At 69.1% G+C, this 20,352-nt stretch carries 2 protein-coding genes (1 of these 2 running past the window's edge); both read right to left on the bottom strand.

Going from position 1 to position 20,352, the window contains the following annotated elements:
* Nucleotides 1-6,577: the beginning of a type I polyketide synthase gene (locus tag ABZV58_RS05920; RefSeq protein ID WP_354999071.1), read on the bottom strand. 9,212 nt of this gene lie to the left of the window's left edge; the window shows 6,577 of its 15,789 coding nt (coding positions 1-6,577); the start codon lies at nt 6,575-6,577; its stop codon lies beyond the left edge, outside the window.
* Nucleotides 6,574-20,352, bottom strand: a complete 13,779-nt coding sequence (locus ABZV58_RS05915) for a type I polyketide synthase (protein ID WP_354999070.1) — start codon at nt 20,350-20,352, stop codon at nt 6,574-6,576. Before ABZV58_RS05915 ends, ABZV58_RS05920 begins: the two co-directional genes overlap by 4 nt.

Here is a 20,352-nt window from a genome sequence, read left to right as displayed (position 1 = left end):
CCGCGCGACGCGGCCGATCCACCTCAGGCCAGGCCACCGGTTCGGTCAGCAGCCGGACATATCCCTCGGACCAATCGATCTTCGTGGACGGCTGATCCACGTGCAGGGTCTGCGGCAGCAGTCCGTGCCGCATCGCCATCACCATCTTGATCACACCACCCACACCAGCCGCCGCCTGAGCATGACCGATATTGGACTTCAACGACCCCAACCACAGCGGCCGATCCGCAGGGCGCTCCTGGCCATACGTGGCGAGCAGCGCCTGCGCCTCGATCGGATCACCCAAGGTCGTACCCGTGCCGTGCGCCTCCACCACGTCGACGTCGAGCGGCGACACCCCGGCATTGGCCAAGGCCTGACGAATGACTCGCCGCTGCGAGGGGCCATTCGGCGCGGTCAAACCATTCGACGCGCCATCCTGATTCACCGCCGAACCGGCGATCACCGCGAGCACCTGATGACCGTTGCGTTGGGCATCGGACAACCGCTCGAGCACCAGCACACCCGCGCCCTCGGCCCAGGCGACACCATCGGCGCTGTCGGAGAACGATTTACACCGGCCGTCCGGCGAAAGCCCTCGCTGCCGACTGAACTCCACGAAGGTCTCCGGAGTGGCCATGACGGTGACACCACCGGCCAACGCCAGATCGCACTCCCCCGACCGCAGCGACTGCGCCGCCAAATGCATGGTCACCAGCGACGACGAACAGGCCGTGTCCACCGTGACCGACGGCCCCTCCAGACCGAAGACATACGAGATACGTCCGGATGCAATGGATCCCGAGTTCGAGTTGACCGGATAGTCGTGGTACATCATGCCGGCGAAGACACCGGTCGCGCTGCCGCGCAGCTGCGCCGGATCGACACCGGCACGCTCGAATGCCTCCCACGAGGTCTCCAACAGCAGGAACTGCTGCGGATCCATCAGCGCGGCCTCGTTCGGGCTGATATTGAAGAACGCCGGATCGAATTCTCCTGCGGTATGCAGGAATCCGCCCGACCGCGTGTACGTGGTGTGCGGGGTCTCCCCGGTCGGGTCGTACAGCCGCTCGGTATCCCAGCCGCGATTCACCGGGAACTCCGACGTCGCGTCGGTTCCGGTCACGACCAGCTGCCACAGCTCCTCGGGCGATCGGACCCCGCCGGGGTACCGACACGCCATGCCGACGATCGCGATCGGTTCGCCGTCGAAGGCTTTCGCGGCGGTGACCGACACGCTGTGCCCGGTGCCGGTGAGCTCGTCGGTCAGGTGTGCCGCCAGCGCCTGCGGGGTGGGGTAATCGAAGACGACCGCGGCCGCCAGCGACAGGCCGGTGGCCGTCTTGAGCCGGTTACGCAGCTCGACCGCACCCAGGGAATCGAAACCCAGATCCTGGAAGGCGCGATCGGGATCGATCGCGGACACACTGCCGTGACCGAGAACGGCAGCGATGTGCGTGCGGACGGTATCGAGCACCGCCTGCCGCTGCCGACCGGCGTCCAGCCCCGAAAGCCGTTGCCGCAGAGTCGAGCCCGCCGTAGCGGGCGCCGTGGACCGCCGTACCGCCGGCGCCAGTGCGCGCAGCAGCGGGGGCAGCAGACCGGCCTCGGCCTGAGCGCGGATGGTGGCGGTGTCGACCGTGGCGATCACCGCGTGCGCCATGCCGCGTTCGAGCACCGCGTCCCAACCGGCCAACGCCGGCTCGTCCGGGATCGCGGTGAACCCGGCCCGGCTCATCCGAGCCAGGTCGGCCTCACCCAACTGTCCGGCCATACCACCCGAGCGCGCCCACGGACCCCAAGCCAGCGACTGACCGGCCAGCCCGCGGGCTCGCCGGTGGGCGACCAGCCCGTCCAGGAAGGCGTTCGCGGCCGCGTAGTTGCCCTGTCCGGGACCGCCCACGGTGCCGGATATCGACGAGAACACCACGAACGCGGCAAGATCCAGGTCCGCGGTCGCCTGGTGCAGATGCCATGCGGCATCCACCTTCGGCGCCAGCACCGCATCCACCCGCTCGGCGGTCAACGATGCGATGACCCCGTCGTCGAGCACACCCGCGGCATGGATCACACCGGTCAACGGCCACTGCTCGGGGATGTCGGCCAGCAGCCCGGCCACCGCGTCGGCGGCGGTGACATCACACGCCGCCACCCGCACCTGCGCGCCCAGCTCCTCCAGCTCCGCGCACAACGTCGCGACGCCCTCGACCCGAGGACCACGGCGACTCACCAGCAGCAACGACCGTACGCCGTGCTCGGCCACCACGTGCCGGGCCACCACAGCGCCCAAACCACCTGTGCCGCCGGTGATGAGCACCGTACCCGCACCGAAGGCGTCGGGGGCGACCGATGCGGACGCGGCGGGCAGGGGCCGCGTGAGCCGCGCGGTGTGGGTGATGCCGTCACGCAGGACGACCTGGGGTTCGCCGACGGCCACGACGGTGGCCGCGACGGACTGGGCGACGCCGGTGTCGGTGTCCACCAGGATGATTCGTCCCGGATCCTCGGTTTGCGCGGTCCGCACCAAGCCCCACACCGCGGCACCGGAGAGATCGGTGACGTCCTCGTCGGCCAGTGCGACCGCACCGCGGGTGGCGACCAGCAGGGTGCTCGCGGCGAACCGGTCCTCGGACAGCCACGCCTGTACCACCTCGAGGACGCGCGCGACCTCGGCATGGGTAGCGGTCACCACGTCGGTGCCGAGGGCCTCGCTCCAACCGGACCCGGCCTCGAGCACCACGACCGGAGGCACCGTCGCATCCGGATCCAGCCGATCCCATCGTATGGAGTCAGAATCCATTGCAGGCGAACCAGATTCGACCGGCGACCACACCACTTCCAGCACCGGATCGGCCGCGCCGCTCGCACCCGTGGCGAGCTGATCCAGTCGCATCGGCCGGGGCGTCACCGATCCGGACAACACGGGCTGCCCCTGCTCGTCCGCGGCCCACAGCGACACCGACGATCCGGTGGTGGTCAACCGAACGCGCAGCACCGATGCCTCGGCCGCGTACAGCGCGACCGACTCCCACGAGAAGGGCAGCACGACTTGCCCGGCAGCCACCGTGAACGGTGAATCCTGCTGTCCTGCCGCACCCTCGAGGACGCCCGCCAGCAGTCCGGCCTGTAGTGCACCGTCCAGCAGTGCTGGGTGAATTCCGAATCCTTCGGCGCGCGCACCACTCTCGGCGTCGACGGCGATCTCGGCGAACACCTCGGCGCCACGTCGCCACAACGCCCGCACACTTTGGAACGCCGGACCGTATTCGTAGCCCCGTTCCGACAGGACCGTGTACGCGGACGCGACATCGAGATCGGTCGCCGCGGCCGGCGGCCATGTCTCCGATGCGGGCGCGGCCGGGTCGTCCAGGGTGGTCAGCTGCCCCCGCGCGTTCAGGACCCACTGGCCGTCCGGGTCCTGCTCACTGCGCGAGTAGATCGAGATCGGCCGCTGTTCGAACTCCGGTCCTGGCCCGCCGACGACAACCTGGATCCGCACACCGCCCGAGGCGGGCAGCAGCAGCGGCGACTGCAGCGTCAGGTCGTCGACCACCGGGTATCCGGCTTCGGCGCCAGCGCGCAAGGCCAGCTCGACGAAGCCGGTCCCCGGCAGCAAGATCGATCCGGCGACCACGTGGTCGGCCAGCCACGGCTGCGTCGCCACCGACAACCGTCCGGTCAGCAGCACGTCGCCGGACTTCGCTTCCGACACGACCGCGCCCAGCAGCGGATGCCCCATCGCGCCCAGACCCACCGATTCGACACCGGCGGCACCGAGCGAGGGTTCGAGCCAGAATCGCCGGCGCTCGAAAGCGTAGGTGGGCAACGGCACTCGCGAGACCGGGCGACCGGCGAAGAACACGCTCCAGTCGACGTCGATACCGACCACGTGTGCGTGCGCCAGGCAGTTCACGAACTGCTCGACCTCGGCGCGCCCGCGACGTGCTCCGGCGATTACCGACGACTGCGATTCGATCTCGTCCGGCAGACACTGACGGGTCATCGCCGTCAGCACCGCGTCCGGACCGATTTCCAGGAATCGGCGCACACCCGAGGCGACCAGGGTGTCGACGCCCCGGGCGAACTGAACGCTCGCCCGGACTTGCTGGACCCAGTAGGCCGGTTCGAGCACTTCATCGCCCGCGATCCGGCCGGAGATATTCGAGACCAGTGGAATCTGCGGGCGGCGGTACGTCACACCCTTTGCGACAGCGGCGAACTCGGCCAGCATCGGTTCCATCCGGTGCGAATGGAACGCGTGCGATACCCGCAGCCGCGAGGTCTTTCGCCCGCGATCGGCAAAACGCTGTTCGAGTGCCGTCACGGCGTCTTCGTCACCGGAGACCACCACGGACGCGGGTGAATTCACCGCGGCGATGGACACATGGTCGTCGTGCTCGGCGAGCGCCTCGGATACCTCGTGCTCGCTCGCCGCGATGGCGAGCATCGCCCCTCCTTCGGGCAACTGACCCATGAGTCGGCCACGCGCCGCGACCAGCCGGCACGCGTCCGGCAGCGACCACATACCGGCGATGTACGCGGCGGCCAGCTCACCGATCGAATGTCCCACCAGGACATCCGGTGTCACACCGAACGAGTTCAGGAGTCGGCTCAGCGCGACTTCGTATGCGAACAAAGCGGGTTGGGTGAACTCGGTCCGATCCAGAACGCCGGCATCGGCAGCGCTGCCCTCGGCCGGCTGATCGGTGAACATCACCTGCTTCAGCGAACCGCCCAGCAGTGGATCGAACTGCTCGCACAGCTCGTCCAACGCGGCGGCGAATACCGGGAACGCCTCGTACAGCTCACGTCCCATTCCGGCCCGCTGCGCACCCTGTCCGGTGCAGAGAAAGGCTGCCTTGCGCGTCACCGCATGACCGGCCGTCACGCCGTCGGCGGTGCTCGCCGAGCCGTGTTCGGCGAGTGCTGCCAATCCGGCGAGCATCGTTTCGCGGTCGTCGGCGACCACCGTGGCCCGCCAGTCGAGCCGGGCGCGGGTCGACAGCAGCGAATAGCCGATGTCTTCGGTTGTCAGGTCGGGGTTTTCGATCACCCAGTGCCGCAGTTTCGCCGCCTGTGCGCGCAAGGCGTCCTCGGTTTTCGCCGAGAGCAGCCATGGGTGGACAGCGGCGGCCACCGCCATCGCACCACGATAGGCGGTGTCGTCCGCCGGTTCGGCGGGAGCCTCCGCCAGGACGGGCGCCTCTTCCAGAATGAGGTGAGCGTTGGTACCGCTGGCGCCGAAGGAGGACACACCGGCGCGACGAACCCGCTCGCCCGCAGGCCAGGGTTCTGCCGTGGTGAGCAGCCGCACCGATCCCGCCGACCAGTCCACATGCGGTGTCGGAGCATCGACATGCAGTGTCGCGGGCAACATTTCGTGTCGGAGCGCCTGCACCATCTTGATCACGCCGCCCACACCGGCCGCGGCGGAGGTGTGGCCGATGTTCGACTTGAGCGAGCCGATCCGCAGCGGCTCGCCGGCGCGATCGCGTCCGTAGGCGGCGATCAGCGCCTGCGCCTCGATCGGGTCGCCGAGGGTGGTACCGGTGCCGTGCGCTTCCACCACATCGACGTCGGCGGGCGTGAGACCGGCACTGGCGAGGGCCTGCGCGATCACCTTCTCCTGCGACGGACCGTTCGGTGCGGTCAGATGGCTGCTGGCGCCGTCCTGGTTGACCGCGCTGCCGCGGATGACCGCGAGAACTCGGTGGCCGTGACGGCGTGCATCCGACAACCGCTCGATCGCGAGCATGCCGAGGCCCTCGGAGAATCCGGTCCCGTTCGCCGCTGCCGCGAAGGCCTTGCACCGCGCGTCCGGGGACAGCGCACCCTGCCGGGCGAAGGCGATGAGCAGCGTGGGGTCGGACATCACGGTGACACCGCCCACCAGGGCGAGAGAGGTCTCGCCCTGGCGCAGCGCCTGACACGCCAGGTGCAGGGCGACCAGCGACGACGAGCACGCCGTGTCCACCGAGAGCGTCGGGCCTTTGAACCCGAAGGTGAAGGCGACGCGCCCGGACAGCACGCTGGCCGAAACGCCCAGGTAGGCATGCCCTTCCGTCTCAGCGGTCAGGCCGGGCGAACCCACGCGGGGACCGTAATCCTGGTGGATCACACCGGCGAAGACTCCGGTGTCGCTGCCGCGCAGCGTCATCGGATCGATACCGGCGTCCTCCAATGCCTCCCACGCCGCTTCCAGGAACAGGCGCTGCTGCGGATCCATCGCCTCGGCCGCGCGCGGACCGATTCCGAAGAAGGCGGCGTCGAAATCCCCCGCCGCGTTGAGAAATCCGCCTTCGCGGGTGTAGATGGTCCCCGGCGTATCCGGATCGGTGTCGAAGAGGCGCTCTAGGTCCCAGCCTCGGTCGGCGGGGAAAGGACCGACAGCGTCGGTTCCGGAAGCGACCAGATCCCACAACTGTGCCGGAGTTTCGACACCGCCCGGATACCGACAGCTCATGCCGACGATCGCGATCGGTTCGCCGGCCCGTTCTTCCAGATTCTGGATGTGTTTCTTGGCGGCGCGCAGGTCTCCGGTGAGCTTCCTCAGATACCGGCTCAGCCGTTCCTCGTTACTGGCGGCGGGGCTGCTCATGCTGGGCCAAACTCCTCGTCGATCAGGTCGAAAAGCTCACTGTCGGAATGGAAATCGAGATCGTCGTACGCGCCGTCCGGCGACCTGCCGGTCAGATAGGTGCGCAGACGCTCGTTGACACCCCGCAATCCCGCGACGGTCTCGTCGGTGTCGCCACCGTCGGCGATGATCCGCTCGAGCAGGGCCTCGAGTCGCGCGATGTCGTCGGGCACGGCCGGTGCCGGTTGCGCGGGCGCTGACGCCACGGTCTGCGCCAGTAGGTAGTCGGTGACATCTCCCGCGGTCGGGTAGTCGAAGACCAAGGTCGAGGGCAGCGACAGACCCGTCGTCTTCGAGAGCCGGTTGCGGAACTCGACGCCGCCGAGAGAATCGAAGCCGAGTTCGCTGAAGCCGCGATCGGGTCCGATGTCGTCGGCCGACCCGTAACCGAGCACCGCCGCCACGTGTTCTCGCACCAGATCCAGGACGAACCCACGTCGCTTCGCCTCCGCCACACCGTGCAGACGCTCCCCGAGCGACAGTTCACCCCTCGATGTCGGGGACGACCGGCCGCGTGTGCGAACGAAGCCGCGCAGCACCGCCGGAATCGGGCCGGCATGCGCTTCCATGCGCAGTTTGTCGGTATCCAGCTGCAACAGCGCAGGCACCGGTTCGGCCGTGGTCAGCGATTCATCGAACAATCGCAGGCCGTCGGTGCGCTCCAGCGGAGCCAGGCCCAGTCGCTCCAACCGGTTCATGGCCGCGCGGTCCAGCGCGCCGGTCATGCCGATGTCCTGCTGCCACGGCCCCCAGGCGAGTGCGAGTGCCGGTAGTCCCGCGGCCCGGCGTTGCCGCGCCAGAGCGTCCAGGAAGCTGTTCGCGGCAGCGTAATTCGCTTGCCCGGCCGAACCGATCGTTCCGGCGATCGAGGAGAACATCACGAACGCCGACAGATTCAGGTCCCGGGTGAGCTCGTGCAGATGCCACGCCGCGTCGGCCTTGGGAGCGAACACTCGATCGACCTGGTCACCGGTGAGCGTGTGGAACGTGCCGTCGTCGAGCACGCCGGCGGTGTGCACGACACCGGTGAGCGGGTGCTCCGCGGGCAGGCCGACCAGCAGCTCGCGAAGCGCGTCGCGGTCGGTGACATCGCAGGCGGCGATCCGCACCTCGGCACCGGATCGGGAGAGTTCCGCCGCGAGTTCCGTCGCACCGTCGGCCTGCTCGCCACGGCGCGAGACCAGCAACAGCCGCCGCACGCCGTGCGTGGTGACCAGGTGCCGGGCCAGCAGCGCGCCCAATCCCCCGGTTCCGCCGGTGATCAGAACGGTCCCGGACCCGAACGACACTTGCTGTGCGACATCTCCCGAGGTCAGCGCCTCCAGTCGCGGTATGAGCACGTGGTCGCCCCGCACCGCCACCTGCGGCTCGCCGGTCCCGAGCACGACTCGGACGAGGTCGGCCGAAATTGGCTGTGCACCGCCGGATTCGTCGGCATCGAGCAGCACGATCCGCTCCGGGTATTCGGTCTGAGCGCTCCGTATCAGCCCCCAGACCGCGGCCGACGCGGCGTCCGGCGTCTCATCGGGCGGTGCTGCCGCACGGCTGGTCAGCACAATCAGCCGCGATCGTGCGAATCGCTCGTCGGCCAACCAGTCTCGCACCGTGCGCAAGGCAGCCTTGACTCGGCCGCGCGCGGATGGCCGCGACTCACTGTGCGGTGCGGCGGCTTCGGACCACACCACGACGTCCGGAACGATCGAAGCCGAAGCGAGCGCGGTCAGATCCGGATACCGCTGGTCGATTCCGTCCACGTGCGCGGCTCCGAGCACGGCCGCGCTGCCGGTCGGGATGTGCCCGTCGGGTATCTCCACGGGCGCCCAGCGCAACCCGTACCGTGCCGCGCGTCCGCCCGGGAGCGTGGCGCGGAACTGCTGGACGTCGTAGGAGCGCATGACCGCTTCCTCGATGGTGACCACCGGAGTTCCGTCCTGGTCGACGGCCACGACAGCGATCGCCTCACCGCTGCGCTGGATGGCCATCACCCGCAACGTCCGGACGGTGGACGTGCTGTGGATCCGCGTTGCGCCCCAACGGAACAGGAGTTTGCCCTCGGCGGGATCGCCCTTGTGGTCGGGCCAGATCAAACAGGCGATTCCCGCATGCATCACCATGTCGAACAGCGCCGGATGCAGCTGGAACCGTTCGGCCGGGAATTCCTCGTTCAGGCTGACCTCGGAGAAAACCGTGTCACCGCTGCGCCACGCGGCGTCGACGCCGATGAACGAGGCACCGTATTCCAGTCCGGCGGCACGCGCCACCTGGGCCGGAATCCAGTCGGTATCCACCGGTTCGGCGTCGACCGGCGGCCACGGCGTGTTTCGCAGCATTTCCATCAGTCCGATGTCGATCAGCTGCCGGCTGCTCAGCACGCCACTGGCGTTGCGCGTCCACTCACTGTCGGCTCGATCGCCGGTGAGGCGGTAGTGGAATGTGAACGATCTACGTCCCGTGGAATCCGGTTCCCGCACCAGTACCTGGAGTTCGACCTCGCCGTCCGCAGGCGGGAGGATCGGCGCCTCGAGGATGAGCTCCTCCACGGCGCCGCAGCCGATCCGCGGACCCGCTACCAGCAGCATCTCCATGAGCGCGGCACTCGGGACGAGCACAACGCCGTAGGTGGCGTGGTCGGCGATCCATGGATGGGTGCGCAGCGAGAGCCGCCCCGTGAACAGCCACTCGTCGCGGTCGGCCACGCGCACCACGTCGGTGAGCAGCGGGTGTTCCGAGGTCGCGTTCCGGGTCTCCTCGAGACTGGGTTCGAGCCAGTATCGCCGATGTTCGAAGGCGTAGGTGGGCAGAGCGATTCGTGACACCCGGCGGGTGTCGAACAGCGGGTTCCAGTCGACGGCCAGCCCGGCGGTGTGCGCCTGGGCGAGCAGCGTCAGGAACTGCTCGACCTCGTCGTGATCCCGGCGGGCCGCCGCGGCGACCACCGATCGAGCCTCGTCCTCCGCGGACAGCGTGTGCCGCGTCATCGCCGCCAGCACCGCGTCGGGTCCGACTTCGAGGAACCTGCGCACGCCCGACGCCGCCAGCGTCTCGACGCCGGGCGCGAAACGCACCGCGGCGCGCACCTGCGACACCCAGTACCCCGGATCCAGGATCTCGTCTCCCGCGATCCGGCCGGAGACGTTCGACACCAGGGGAATACGCGGGGCGTTGAAGGTCACTCGCGCCGCCACGGACTCGAACTCGGCCAGCATGGGCTCCATCCGAGGGGAATGGAACGCATGCGACACCCGCAGTCGGCTGGTCTTGCGGCCCCGCTCGGTGAACTGCCGATCGATCTCGTCGATGGCGTCCTCGTCACCCGAGACCACCACGGACGCAGGCGCATTCACCGCTGCCACCGACACACGTTCGCCGAATCCGGCGATCGCCGCGCTGATTTCCGGCTCGGACGCGGCGACCGCGAGCATCGCGCCGCCGGAGGGCAGCGCATCCATCAGCCGCCCTCGTGCCGCGACCAGCGCGCAGGCATCCTCCAGCGACCAGACACCGGCCATATAGGCCGCGGTCAGTTCACCGATCGAATGCCCGATCACCATGTCCGGGACCAGTCCGAACGACTCCAGTAGCCGAGACAGCGCCACTTCGAACGCGAAGAGCGCGGGCTGGGTCAAGCGTGTCCGATCCAGAATCCCGGGCTCCGCGGCGACTCCTTCGTCGTCGATCAGGTGCCCGGTGACCATCGCCTGCTTCAGCGAGCAGCCCAGCAGCGGATCGAACTGGGCGCACACCTCGTCCAGTGCGGCGGCGAATACCGGGAAGGTCTTGGCGAGACCCGCGCCCATACCCACCCGCTGCGCGCCCTGACCGGTGAACAGGAAGGCCGTCCTGCCGGAGCCCACCGTGCCGGAAACCACTCCGGCCGAGGGAGTTCCGGTGGCGAGCGTCGCCAGCCGCGCCAGCAGTTCGTCGCGATCGGAGCCGAGGACCGCTGCCCGCCACTCGTGCTGCGCGCGTGTCGTTATCAGCGAATACGCCACATCCGCCGGATCGGCATCGGGGTGATCGATCAGCCACTGCTGGAGGTTCGCCGCCTGTGCCCGCAGGGCGGTCTCGGTCTTGGCCGACACCAGCCACGGCGCCGCCGTCGGTGCGTGGTCGGTAGCCGGTGGCGAGACGACGGACTGCGGGGCGGGCGCCTCCTCGATGATCGCGTGCGCGTTGGTGCCGCTGACTCCGAACGAGGACACTCCGGCTCGGCGGACCGTCCCCCCTGAGCGCCATGGCTCCGGCCGGTTCAGCAGACGCACCGCGCCGGACGACCAATCCACATGCGGGGACGGCGTTTCCGCGTGCAGGGTCGGAGGCAGGGTTTCGTGTCGCAGCGCCTGCACCATCTTGATCACGCCACCGACACCGGCCGCCGCGACGGTGTGACCGATATTCGATTTGATCGATCCGATGCGCAGCGGCTCCCGATCCCCACGCTCCTGCCCGTATGCGGCGATCAACGCGTTGGCTTCGATGGGATCCCCCAGGGGAGTGCCGGTCCCGTGCGCTTCCACCGCGTCCACGTCGGCGGGCGTGAGCCCGGCATTCGCGAGGGCCTGCGCGATTACTCGCTCCTGCGACGGACCGTTCGGCGCGGTCAGGCCATTGCTCGCACCGTCCTGATTCACCGCGCTGCCCCGGACGACGGCCAGGATGTCGTGGCCGAGCCGCTGCGCGTCCGACAGCCGCTCCAAGACCAGGACACCCACGCCTTCGGCGAAGGCCACACCGTCGGCCGCGGCGGAGAACGCCTTGCAGCGGCCATCCGGAGACAGGCCGCGCTGCCGCGCGAAATCCACGGAGAGATAAGGGGTCGCCGCCACGGTGACGCCGCCCGCCAAGGCCAGCGACGTCTCGCCCTGACGCAAGGCCTGACACGCCAAGTGCAAGGCCACCAATGACGACGAGCATGCGGTATCGATGGTGACCGCCGGTCCCTCGAGGCCGAACACGTAGGCGACGCGGCCCGAGACGACACTGTGGGTGGTGCCGGTCAGCCGGTACCCTTCGAGGTCGCCGGTGACCCGGTCGACGTACCCCGAGGCGCACGCGCCTGCGAACACTCCGGTGTCGCTGCCGCGCAACGTGACCGGGTCGATTCCGGAGTGCTCCAACGCCTCCCAGGAGGCTTCCAGGAGCAACCGCTGCTGCGGATCCATCGCCAGCGCCTCGCGCGGGCTGATTCCGAAGAATCCGGCGTCGAAATCACCGGCGTCATCGAGGAATCCGCCGCCGCGGCTGTAGACCGTCCCCGGTTTGTCCGGGTCCTTGTCGATCAGCTGCTCTAGATTCCAGCCGCGATCGTCCGGAAATTCCGTGGTGGCATCGGTGCCGGACCGCACCAGATCCCACAACTGCTCCGGGGTTCGGACGCCGCCGGGGAACCGGCAGCTCATGCCGACGATCGCGATGGGCTCGTCCACGCGGACGCGACGCGACACCCGGGTCGTCCTGGAACCGGACTCCGTTCCCGCGATCTTGGCGTGCAAGAGGGTGGCGACCGCCGCGGCGGTGGGGTGGTCGAAGACCAGGGTGGACGGCAGCTGGACACCGGTGGCCTTGGACAGGCGGTTGCGGAACTCGACGCCGCCGAGCGAGTCGAATCCCAGTGCGTCGAATCGCTCGCCGGGATTGATGTCGTCGGCGGAACCGTGGCCGAGCACGGCTGCCGCATGCTCCCGGACCAGGTCGAGCACCACTTGGGCGCGTTCGGCCTCCGGGACCTGGCTCAGCCGGGTGCCCAGCGAACTCGACGCGGCCGCGGGCCGGTCCGTGGTGCGGGGCAGGAAACCGCGGAGCACCGCGGGCACCGCACCGTCGCGCGCTTCGCGCCGCAGCTCCGCCGGGTCGAACCCGATCGCTGCCGCGTGCGCGGTGGCGCGGCCGGTGGCCGCATCGAACAGGCGGAGACCTTCGTCGTCGCTGAGGGGGTGGAGACCGAGCCTTTCCCAGCGGGCGAGGGCGCCGCGGTCCAAGCCGCCGGTCATACCGGCGGCGGAGTTCCAGGGCCCCCAGGCCAGCGCGATGGCGGGCAGCCCCGTGGCGCGGCGGCGGTGGGCCAGCGCGTCGAGGAATGCGTTGGCCGCCGCGTAGTTGCCCTGTCCCGCCGTACCGATCGTCGCCGCGACGGACGAGAACAGCACGAAGGCCGACAGGTCACGATCCCGCGTGAGCTCGTGCAGGTGCCATGCGGCCGCAGCCTTCGGGTCGAACACGCGCCGCAGCTGCCCGGCCGACATACCCGCGAGGGTGCCGTCGTCGAGGACGCCCGCCGCGTGTACTACACCGGTCAGCGGGTGATCGGCCTCGATCGAATCCAGAAGGGCGCGAAGGGCTTCGCGATCGCCCACATCGCAGGCCGCCACCCGCACAGCAGCGCCCGCTTCCACCAGCTCGGACGTCAGTTCCGTTGCGCCCTCGGCGGTTTCGCCTCGCCTGGACACCAGCAGCAAACGGCGAACTCCGTGTGCGGAGACCAGATGACGAGCCACGAGTGCGCCGAGGCCGCCGGTACCGCCGGTGATCAGTACGGTGCCTGTACCGAAGGACGGGTCGGCCGGTGCCGGGTCGGCATCGTGCTCGGCTCGCGCTCGCACCAGCCTGGGCACGAGCAGCGCCCCCGCGCGCACCGCGGCCTGCTCTTCGCCCGCCGCGATCACCGCGCCGACCAGCGTCGGATCGGCCAGGGGCGCGGCCGACGGGTCGGCGTCGAGGAGGACGAATCGGCCCGGATATTCGGTTTGCGCGCTGCGTATCAGGCCACGGACGGCTGCCGCGGCGAGATCGGGCGCCTCACCGGGCAGCCCGGCACCGTTCGTGGTCAGCACGACCAGGCGAGTGTCGGCCAGACGGTCTTCCGCCAGCCAGGCCTGCAACGTCGCCAACACCGCTTCCAGGTGACCGCGAACGATCACCGGGTCGTCGGCCGCGGCGCCGACCTCCGGATGCCAGCATACGACGTCCGGAATCGTCTGTGCCGCAGCGAGTTCCGAAGGACCGGGATAGCCGGTGCCGATTCCGGCGACCGGCGCCGAACCGAGTACGGCCAGGCGGTCCGCGGACACGCTCGGTGCCGCTACCGGCGCGGGCGTCCACTGGATCTCGTAGATGTCGGCGTCATCACCGGCCAGGGTGCCACGCATCTGTTTCACGTCGTACGGCCGCATGACGACCGCGTCGACGGAGACCACGGGCCGTCCCGCATCGTCGATGGTCGCGACGGAGATCGTCTCCGGTCCAGTTGCCACGGCGATGACCCGCAGCGTCGTCGCCTGAACCAACGGCCGATGCAGTCGCGCCCCGCCCCAGCGGAACAGCAGTCGGCCGGTGTTCGGATCGCTGTCCAGATCACGCCAGACGAGCCCGGCCAGTCCGGCGTGCATCACCAGGTCGAGCAGGGCGGGATGCAGATCGAACCGCTCGGGTTCCGGCGCGGCGGCGGTGTCCAGGGTGATCTCGGAGAGGACGGTCTCACCCCGCTGCCATGCGGCGTCGACACCGATGAACGCCGGACCGTATTCGAGTCCGGATCCCTTGGCGATGCGCTCGGGAATCCATGCGGTGTCGAGTGTTTCGGCGTCGACCGGCGGCCATGCCTCGTCCCGCAGCCGGTTCAGCAGAGCGTCGTCGCCGTCCCACGAAGGAGCCAGTACGCCGCTGGCGTTGCGCACCCATTCGCCCGATCCGCGACCGGACTTACGGAAGTAGAAATCGAACTGCCGTCGCCCGGTCCCGTCCGCTTCCCCCACGGACACCTGGAGCTCGACCTCGTCGTCTTCCGACGGAAGTATCGGAGCCTCCAGCGTCAGCTCTTCGACGACGCCGCAATCGATTCGGCTGCCCGCGACGAGCAGGAACTCGACGAGGGTCGCGCTCGGCAGCACCACGGTGCCGTAGGTCATATGGTCGGCGACCCACGGGTCGGTCGGCAGCGAGAACCTGCCGGTGAAAACGAACTCGTCCTTGCCGGCCACCGGCACCACACCGGTGAGCAAGGGGTGGCCGGTCTCGCCGGTGGCTTCGGGACGCGGCGGTAACCAGAATCGCTGGTGCTGGAAGGCATAGGTGGGCAGGGGAACTCGTCGCATCGACCGGCGCGCGAAGATCGGCGTCCAATCGACGCTCACACCGGATGTGTGCGCGTGCGCCAGCATCGTCGAGAACTGTCGAAGCTCATCGTGTTCCCGCCGCGCGGCCGCGATCACTACAGACTCCGCCCCGTCCGGAAGGGTCTGCCGGGTCAGCGCCGTCAGGACCGCGTCGGGACCGATTTCCAGGAATCGGCGGATACCCGAGGCGAGCAACGTCTCGATACCCGGCGCGAATCGCACTGCGGCCCGCACCTGCCGAACCCAGTACGCGGGATCGGCCATCTCGTCCCCGGCCAGCTGACCGGACACATTCGATACCACCGGCAGGCGCAGCCGGTTGTACGTCAAGTCCGCAGCGACAGCCTCGAATTCGGCCAGCATCGGCTCCATCCGATGCGAGTGGAAGGCGTGGCTGACCCGCAGTCGCGACGTCTTCCTGCCGCGCTCGGCGAACAGTGATTCGACCTCGGCGACCGCGTCTTCGTCACCGGAAATCACCAGGGCCGCAGGCGCGTTCACTGCCGCGATCGACACTCGGCTGGGATACCGGGCGACCACATCGTTCACTTCGGTCTCCGATGCCGCGATGGCCAGCATCGCGCCGCCCTCGGGCAACGCACCCATGAGGCGGCCACGCGCCGCCACCAACCGGCAGGCGTCCTGCAGCGACCACAGGCCAGCGAGGTACGCGGCCGCGACTTCTCCGATCGAGTGGCCGATCAACACGTCCGGGGTCACACCGAACGACTCCAGCAGGCGATACAGCGCCACCTCGAAGGCGAACAGCGCGGGCTGGGTGAACTCCGTCCGATCCAGCACCGTGGCGCCGGTACCGCCGACGGCGCCACTGAACATCAACAGCCTCAGCGAACACCCCAGCACCGGATCGAACTGGGCGCACACCGAATCCAACGCGTCCGCGAATACCGGGAACGCCTCGTACAACCCGGCGCCCATACCGACCCGCTGCGCGCCCTGACCGGTGCACAAGAATGCCGTCTGCCCCGAACCGACGGCACCCGCGACGACACCGGCGCCGGTCCCCGATTCGGCGAGATTCGTCAACCGCTCGAGCAGCTCGTCTCGATCGCGACCGAGAATCACACTCCGCGAATCCAGCTGGGCCCGTGCGGTCGCCAGCGAATAGGCCGCGTCCGCGATGTCGATCTCCGGTCGCTCCGAAAGCCACGCACGCAGCCGGGCGGCTTGCGCGCGCAGTCCTGCATCGCCCTTACCCGACACCAGCAATGGGATGAGCGGCACGGCCGTGTTCGACTGCCGCTCCGCGTCTTCCACGACCTCGGCAGCCGCTACCGGTGCGGCAGGTGCTTCTTCGAGGACCACATGCGCGTTGGTGCCGCTGATTCCGAACGACGACACACCCGCCCGACGCACCCGCTCAGCGACGGTCCACGGTTCGGCTTCGGTCAACAGACGCACCGCACCAGAAGCCCAATCGACGTGCGGCGACGGCGAATCGACGTGCAGCGTCCGCGGCAACCGCTCGTGCCGCATCGCCTGCACCATCTTGATCACACCGGCCACACCGGCGGCGGCCACGGCATGGCCGATATTCGATTTCAGCGAACCGATCCGCAACGGCTCCCGATCGCCGCGATCCTGTCCGTAGGCAGCGATCAACGCCTGTGCTTCGATCGGATCGCCCAGCGTCGTGCCGGTCCCGTGCGCCTCGACAGCGTCCACGTCGACCGCCGAGATCCCCGCGTTGGCGAGGGCCTGCGCGATCACCCGCTCCTGCGCCGGGCCGTTCGGAGCGGTCAGACCGTTGCTCGCGCCGTCCTGGTTCACCGCACTACCGCGAACGACGGCCAGAATGTTGTGGCCGAGCCGCTGCGCGTCCGAAAGGCGTTCGAGCACAAGGACACCCGAACCCTCGGACCACGCCACACCGTCGGCCGCAGCCGAGAACGCCTTGCAACGACCGTCCGGCGCCAAGCCGCGCTGTCGGGAGAAGTCCACGTACAGGTACGGACTCGCCGCGACGGTCACACCACCGGCGAGAGCGAGCGAGCTGTCGCCCTGGCGCAGTGCCTGACACGCCAGGTGCAACGCCACCAGCGACGACGAGCAGGCCGTATCCACCGTGACCGCCGGACCTTCCAGGCCGAACACGTACGCGACACGACCCGAGATGACGCTGTGCGACGTGCCGGTCAGCCGGAATCCCTCCAGGTCACCGGTCACCCGGCCGGCGTATCCCGACGAGCAGGCGCCGGCGAAGACGCCGGTATCACTGCCCCGCAACGACGTCGGGTCGATGCCCGCGTCCTCCAAGGCCTCCCATGCTGTTTCGAGCAACAGCCGCTGTTGCGGATCCATCGCCAGCGCTTCGCGAGGGCTGATGCCGAAGAAGCCCGGATCGAAATCGCCCGCACTGCCGAGGAATCCGCCGTGGCGCGAGTAGACCTTGCCCGGCTTGTCGGGGTCCGGGTCGAACAGCCGGTCCAGGTCCCAGCCGCGGTCGGTCGGGAATTCGCCGATCGCGTCCCGCCCCGCGGCCACCAGGTCCCACAGATCCTCGGCGGACCGCACACCCCCCGGGAATCGGGCGCTCATGCCGACGATCGCGATCGGTTCGTCCGAGGTCGTCCGTCGCGATATCCGCCGCTGCCCACGATCGGCGCCCGTGACCCGTGCCCGGAGCAACGCCGCGACCGCGGTCGCGGTCGGATGGTCGAAGATGAGCGTCTTCGGCAGCGGCACACCGGTGGCCCGCGTCAGCCGGTTCCGCAACTCCACCCCGCTGACGGAGTCGAAGCCGAACTCGGTGAACGGCAGGTCGGGTTGAATGGATCGGGCCGACTCGTGGCCCAGTACGGCAGCGGCATGCTCGCGAACGATATCGAGAACGACTGTGTCGCGCTGATATTCGGGAGCGGCCAGTAGTTTGCGTGCCAGCGGTCCGTTGTCCCAGGCTCCGGTTCGTTCCCCGTCCTCGGAAATCCGGCCCTCGGAAACTTGCTCCTCGGCCACCGCGAGATCGGCGAGATTCCCACCGGAAGTGACCGGCGCACCGGCCCAGAAGTTTCTGCGCTGGAACGCGTATGGCGGCAGGTCGACCCGCGCCCCACCGGCGACCAGCGCACGCGGATCCACCTGAACACCGGCGCAATGTGCCTGTGCCAGCGACGCCATGAACTGTTCCGGGCCGCCGGCGCCGCGCCGCAACGACCCGACAACGGATACGTCCTCGGCCGCACCGGCCGCCTCGGCGGTTACGCCGATGCCCATCGTGAGCACCGGATGCGGACTCGCCTCGATGAATCCGTCGACGCCGTCGCCGATGAGCGCCGTGACAGCATCGGCGAATCGAACCGGTTCCCGCAGCGACCGATACCAGTAGTCGGCGTCCAGTTCCGCCGTATCCAACCGGTCGGCGAAAACCGTGGAGAAGAAGGGCACCGAACCGGACCGCGGGCGGATCGGCTCCAGTTCCGCGAGCAGTCGATCACGGAGCCGCTCGACCGCCTTCGAATGCGACGCGTAGTCGACCGGAATCCGACGGGCCCACACACCGTCGTGAGCACAGTCGGCGAGAAACTCCTCCATCGCCGGAACATCACCGGCTATCACGCTCTGCGCCGGTCCGTTCACCGCCGCCAGCGACAGCCGATCCCCGTACGCCGACAAATGTTCCCGGACCGCGTCCGCGCCGAGTCCGATCGAAGCCATGCCGCCGTGTCCGGCCAGCTCATCGGCGACCGCCCGGGACCGCAGAGCCACCACGCGCGCCGCATCGGACAGCGACAGTCCACCGGCGATGTAGGCAGCGGCGATCTCGCCCTGGGAATGGCCGATCACCACGTCCGGCCGCACGCCCGCCGCCTGCCACATCCGGGCCAGTGAGACCATCACCGCGAAGAGCACCGGCTGCACGACATCCACGCGATCCAGCGAGGGCGCGGTTTCTTCGCGACGCAGCACCGCCGTCAGCGACCAGTCCACGTACGGCGCGAGCGCCGTCGCGCATTCCGCAATCGACTCCGCGAACGCGCCACCCGAATCCAACAGCCCGAGCGCCATCCCCTCCCACTGGCTGCCCTGTCCAGGGAAGACGAACGCGACCCGCCGCTGCTCGGCCCGCCCGATGGTCGGCTCGATCGCCGCGGCGGGCGCGGTCGGGTCGGCCAGGACCGCCAGACCGGTCAGCAACTCCTGTCGATCGCGCCCGACGACATTGCCGCGCCACTCCAGTTGGGCTCTGGTGGTCAGCAGAGAATGCGCAACGTCGACCACATCCAGCTCCGGATGACGGAGCAACCACTCTTGTAGCCGGGCCGCTTGCGCGCGCACGCCATCCTCGGTGCGGGCCGACACCACCCACGGCACCGCTCCGACCGCGACGTCGCCAGTGGACGCGGCGGAGAAGACGGCGGGTGCCTCCTCCAGGATCACGTGGGCATTCGAGCCCCCCATACCGAACGAGGACACACCTGCCCTGCGCACATCGGTTGCGGGCCAGTCCTCGATACCCGTCACCACCCGCAAACCCAGTTCCTCGAGCGGAATTCGCGGATTCGGCGTCTCGAAGTTCAAGCTGGCCACCAGTTCTCGGTGACTCAGCGAGAGCACGGTTTTGATCAGGCCCGCGATGCCGGAAGCGCCCTCCAGATGCCCGATATTCGTCTTGACCGACCCGACGGCCAGCGGTGCGTTCCGCGCCCGGCGCACGCCGTAGGTTTCACCGAGCGCGGCCGCCTCCACCGGATCACCGGCGGGTGTTCCGGTGCCGTGCAATTCGACGTACTGCACCGACGGCGCCTCGACACCGGCCGCACTCAGAGCGGAGCGGATCGCCGTCGCCTGCGCGTCCCGGCTCGGGGCGCTCAACACACGGCGTTCGTTGCCGGTGTTGACCGCGCTGCCGCGGATCACAGCGTGAATCCGGTCGCCGTCGGCGATCGCCCGCGCCAGTGGTTTCAGCACCACCACGCCGCCGCCCTCGCCGCGCACGAACCCGTCGGCCCGCGCGTCGAAGGTGTGGCACGCGCCCAGCGCCGACTGCGCGCCGAACTGCTCGATCCGTTCACCGCTCGTCGGCGACAGAATCAGGTTCAGGCCACCGGCCAGGGCCACGTCGCTCTCGCCGCTGCGCAGGCTCTCACAGGCCAGATGCACCGCGACCAGCGAGGACGCCTGGGCGCTGTCGACGACCATGCTCGGACCGCTGAAACCGAAGTAGTTCGAGACGCGGTTGGCGATGACGCCGCGTCCGACACCCCACAGAGAATGGCGGCTGACGCCCGGGCCACCTTGGGAAGCAACGATTTCGGCGAAATCACCACCGGTGCAGCCGAGGAACACGCCACACCGCCGGTCATCGCGCGCCGTGGCGGCCAGGCCCGCGTCCTCGAGCGCCTCCCAGCTCAACTCCAACGCAAGCAGCTGCTGCGGATCGATCGCCCGCGCCTCGTTGGGCGATACTCCGAAGAAGTCCGCGTCGAACTGCCCTACGGTGTCGACGAATCCGGCCCGCTCGGTGATGTTCCCGCGTACGGAAGGAGCTGCGCCGATCGCGGCGCGCCCCGCTCTGAGGAGCTGCCAGAAACTGTCGAGATCGGCCGCTCCCGGCATTCTGCAGGACATGCCAACAATAGCGACGGCAAAGGCCGATCCGGTCAC

The organism is Nocardia sp. NPDC004654, assembly GCF_040609595.1.
In the GTDB taxonomy this organism is placed as follows: Bacteria; Actinomycetota; Actinomycetes; order Mycobacteriales; family Mycobacteriaceae; genus Nocardia.
The sequence above is the reverse complement of the archived record's forward strand: the minus strand, read 5'-3'. Positions and strand labels throughout refer to the sequence as shown.